The sequence below is a fragment of the Mesorhizobium sp. M0601 genome, from assembly GCF_040320845.1.
GTDB lineage: Bacteria > Pseudomonadota > Alphaproteobacteria > Rhizobiales > Rhizobiaceae > Mesorhizobium.
Genome location: NZ_JAMYQK010000090.1, coordinates 1 through 3,813 on the forward strand (window position 1 = coordinate 1; position 3,813 = coordinate 3,813).

General features: G+C 61.5%; 4 protein-coding genes and 3 pseudogenes. 2 read left to right on the forward strand and 5 right to left on the reverse strand.

What is annotated here, in order from left to right; translation table 11 throughout:
* Positions 1-390: 390 nt before the first annotated feature.
* From NKI41_RS32775 to NKI41_RS32790, 4 genes and pseudogenes are all read right to left on the reverse strand, one after another.
* Positions 391-747, reverse strand: coding sequence for a hypothetical protein (locus NKI41_RS32775; protein ID WP_352687143.1), 357 nt, complete (start codon positions 745-747; stop codon positions 391-393).
* Between the two features lie 66 nt (positions 748-813).
* On the reverse strand, positions 814-1,116 hold the full coding sequence (locus NKI41_RS32780) for a hypothetical protein (RefSeq protein WP_502901273.1): 303 nt from the start codon (positions 1,114-1,116) through the stop codon (positions 814-816).
* Between the two features lie 22 nt (positions 1,117-1,138).
* Positions 1,139-1,447: pseudogene (locus tag NKI41_RS32785) on the reverse strand (FAD-dependent oxidoreductase); the annotation flags it as partial.
* 339 nt (positions 1,448-1,786) lie between these two features.
* Positions 1,787-2,002 (reverse strand): annotated as a pseudogene (locus tag NKI41_RS32790) (transposase); the annotation flags it as partial.
* A 249-nt stretch (positions 2,003-2,251) separates the two neighbouring features.
* On the opposite strand from NKI41_RS32790, the gene NKI41_RS32795 reads away from it, so the two are divergent.
* Both NKI41_RS32795 and NKI41_RS32800 read left to right on the forward strand, forming a co-directional pair.
* A complete protein-coding gene (locus NKI41_RS32795; RefSeq protein ID WP_352687146.1) occupies positions 2,252-2,467 on the forward strand; it encodes a hypothetical protein in 216 nt (71 codons plus the stop codon).
* 14 nt (positions 2,468-2,481) lie between these two features.
* Complete coding sequence (locus tag NKI41_RS32800; protein ID WP_352687149.1) at positions 2,482-3,396, forward strand: IS110 family RNA-guided transposase; 915 nt, start codon at positions 2,482-2,484, stop codon at positions 3,394-3,396.
* A gap of 191 nt (positions 3,397-3,587) precedes the next feature.
* On the opposite strand, the pseudogene NKI41_RS32805 reads toward NKI41_RS32800, so the two are convergent.
* Positions 3,588-3,813: pseudogene (locus NKI41_RS32805) on the reverse strand (transposase); the annotation flags it as partial.

The window sequence follows — 3,813 nt, forward strand, 5'->3', positions numbered from 1 at the left end:
TTATTCTCGTTCATGACAAGCAGCGCATCCATACCGTACTCTGCCATTTTCTGCCGCAATCTGGCGTTGCGCTCGCGGTATTCCTGTTGACTAAATGCAGGTAGGCGTTCTTGTTGACTATTTGTGGGCATAGCAGCTCTCCTATCTTAACGAATGTCGATTCAATTGGTTTGCTTTCTTCGAGGGCGCCGATCATACATTTGACTACCTGGCCAGCCCTGTTCGACCGGTTCGTGGGGTAGTTAATGGACAGCAGAAGAGGCATCGGCAAGCCACTCGGTCAGGCCCTTACTTAGGCTGCGCGGGACAAGAAGGTCGCATTCGAACCCGCTCCTGCGCAGCAGCAGCACCGGCATTTGATCGAGCCTTGTCTGGACTGCCCGTCCATCTTCAAGTACGCCCAATCAAAGCGACGCACCGCTCCAGCACATATTTGAGGCCCCTGCCGGAAAGCCGGAGCCGAGCCCTACCCTCGCCGAGCGGCAGCGCGCAGCCGAGGTCCGCATCGACGTCGACACTAGGTGACGTGCCGTCGCAAAGCAGCCAGAACCGGCGCGGCGCAATGCGGATAACTAGCCAGTTGTCATGACGGGCAGTGTCGCCAACCGTCTTCGGCAGCGGTCCGCCCAGCATCTTACTCAGGACCGTATCGAATCGCGCCATCGGGCCATCCCAGCCCTCGAATTGAAGGATCGAGCAGTCATAAGCAAACATCTCGAAGATAGGTATGTTGGTATCGTCAGCCATGCAGCCGGTCTCCCTTCGGTTCGAGGAATATGGGGGAGACTATCTGAGCCCGAACCGTCTCGCCCTTTATCGGACGAGATGCGACGATCTCGGCGCCTTCTTCAGCGGCATTCCTGGCAAGCCCGACCAACCGCGGGCGCGCCGGCCCACTGATGGCTTCGCGGCGGCTAAGCACATCACTACATAGCCTCTCCGCTTGCCCGCCATGCGGCTGAGTCCGAGGTCGTCGAGCTTCGTCCTGCCGTTGATCTCCAGTTCCGCGACGTGGCCTTTCTCGACGCGCAAGGCGTCCAGAGCTTCGATTCCGTAAGGCCTCAGGTGGAAAGGCGCGCCAGCCTTTATCAACCGGGCCCATATTTCCTCTCCCATACTCGCTTCGATATAAAATTCAGCGCGACATGCCTTCCCAGAGCTTCATCGAGAATTCGTAGAACTGGGTGTTGCCGTCGAGCAAGTAGTTGGAGCGAATGACAGTCGTGTTGCGGGCCGACGTTGCCGCCGCCAACATAGCCCTTCTCTAGCACGGCGTTGCGTATGCCGTGGTTTTCCGCGAGATAGAATGCGGTCGCGAGGCCGTGCCCGCCGCCTATAATAACAACATCATAGGCCGCCTTCGGATCAGGAGCGCGCCAAGCGCGCCGCCAGTACCTTTGGCCGGCAAGATATTGCGTATAATGGAAAATGCCGAATAACCGCGCATACGTTCCATTATTTTGACGGAGAAGAGGCGGGACAAGTTGCAGCGCTGCCATATCCTACGGCTGCACCATCCTGAGAGTTAGACTCGAAGAGGCTTCGCATTCCGTGCCGACGGGCACAAAAAAAATGCCTCAATGCTTGACGAGCGGACATCTCTTATCTGCACTACACTTCACCCTGAGTTGGGACTGATACAGCTGGAAACACTGGCTGTGAAGTATGCGCGACGTGGCGTTTGCTGCGCCCACATAGAGTCGCGAACGGTACCATCGGATCGTGTCCCGCGGCGTGGTGTAGCTGGCGGCATTGGTCGCCGTCCTCTCCGGCATGGCCGGGCTGATCAGCGCGCCACAGCTGGCAGGCTGATCAGGGGATCATCGCTCATCTGGCTGATTGTTTCCAGCGTCATGTATCTGGCGCGCTGCACGGCCCATTCGTCGTTCTGTTCGAGCAAGATCGCGCCGACGAGGCGCACGATGGCATCGTCTTTCGGGAAGATTCCGACGACCTCGGTGCGCCGCTTGATCTCGCCGTTGAGACGCTCGATCGGATTGGTAACCGGTACGATCATGACGGTGCCATCTGGTCCGCCGCTGGAGATGCGAGATTTTCGGCGGATGGTGCGACCATCCGGGACAGGGGCACCGGGAGCACGCCAAGTGCGGGCAGGCCGATGTATTGGATGAGCTGGGAGCTCGCGTTAGTAGCTGGCCGCCCCTGCGACCTGCCCGGTTGCGCCGAGAGCGCGGATCCGTAGGTGTCGCGTCGCCCGCCGGCTCCCGATTGTTTAAGGAAGAGGGAGCCAATGAGACGTGTGATTGGAATGGACATCCACCGCACTTTTGCGGAAGTGGTTTTCTGGGAAGATGGCCGGCTGCGCCACCACGGATGGATCGACATGACCCGCTCCGGTTTGGAAGGGTTCGGCCGCAGCCTGGTTGCAACTGACAAGGTCGTTGTCGAGGCGACCGGCAATGCCATGGCGGTGGTGCGCGTGCTTTCGCCCTTCGTCGCCGGGTGATTGTCGCCAATCCGATGCAGGTGAAGGCGATCGCCCATGCCAGGATCAAGACCGACAAGATCGATGCCGGGGTTCTGGCGCAGCTCCATGCCAGCGGCTTTCTGCCCGAGGTGTGGGTTCCCGACGAGCGGACCGAGCGGCTTCGCCGTCTCGTCGCGGCGGCGCAATCAGGTCGTGCGGCATCGCACGCGCGTGAAGAACGAGGTGCATGGCATCCTGCAGGCGCACTCGTGCCGAAGTGCCCGCATGCCGATCTGTTCAACAATCGCGGCCGCGCCTGGCTTGAGCGGCAGGTGCCTCCCGACGACGAACGGACCGCGATCGCCAGACATATCCGTGAGATCGATCGCCTGGCCGAGGATCTGGCAGACCTTGATCGTGATATCGCCAGGGATGCCGATCCGCAGGTCGGTCGGCTTCAGACGATCACCGGCGTCAATGCCGTCGTGGCCACCGGGATCATTGCGGCGATCGGGGATATCCACCGGTTCGGCGAACCACAGAAGCTGGTGAGCTACTTCGGCCTCAATCCGCGCGTCCGGCAATCCGGTCTTGGAGTCGCCCAGTATGGCCGGATCAGCAAGCACGGGCGTTCCCACGCACGTGCCATGCTGGTCGAGGCCGCCGGGGCGGCGGCGAAGGCGCCCGGACCGCTCAGAGCCTTCTTCCTGCGCATCCGCAACAAGCGCGGTCGTCAGGTTGCGGCGGTCGCGGTCGCCCGCAAGCTCGCCGTGTTGATCAGGCACATGCAGACGAGGCAGGAGAACTATCTGTGGGTGAGGCCTGCGTTGGTGGCGGCGAAGCAGCGACAACTCGCCCTCAAGGCCGGCGCGCCCAACGAACGCGGTGTTGGTCGTCGCGGTTCAAGCCTACGCCTACACTGTCAAGGAATTGCGCAACCGGGAGAAGGCTGCGGCCGAGCATGCTGAGCACGCCTATGAGCTGATGGTCTGCCAGTGGCGACAGCGAGGGCCGAAGCGGCGCACGGACGCCACAAAGGAGGAACGGCTATGAGGCAGCGCGGCGGCGCTTTCATCCTCAGGCGCCGCTCTTTGCCACGTGGTCGTCCGTGCTGGGAGAATTTAGCACATGAGCTGACAAAGCGCTTGTCGATGTCATCCGGGAAGGTCATGTAGGCCAGCACGTCGGGCTCGTCGTCGTCCATGATTGTCGCCAGCTTCGGCACCTTCGGCCGGATCTGGTCGGCGACGGCGCGCCATTGTACGGACGCGGCCTCGGACGTCTCCTGGGCGAAAGCGGCGGCGATGAAGGCTGAGACGACCCTGCGGCCGCTCTTGCCGGCATGGGCCAGCACGTTCCTCATGAAGTGGACGCGGGGGCCGTTG

Coding starts and splice junctions, on each gene's coding strand:
- NKI41_RS32775 (WP_352687143.1), bottom strand. CDS start 747: ATGGCTGACGATACCAACATACCTATCTTCGAGATGTTTGCTTATGAC.
- NKI41_RS32780 (WP_502901273.1), bottom strand. CDS start 1,116: ATGGGAGAGGAAATATGGGCCCGGTTGATAAAGGCTGGCGCGCCTTTC.
- NKI41_RS32795 (WP_352687146.1), top strand. CDS start 2,252: ATGAGACGTGTGATTGGAATGGACATCCACCGCACTTTTGCGGAAGTG.
- NKI41_RS32800 (WP_352687149.1), top strand. CDS start 2,482: ATGCAGGTGAAGGCGATCGCCCATGCCAGGATCAAGACCGACAAGATC.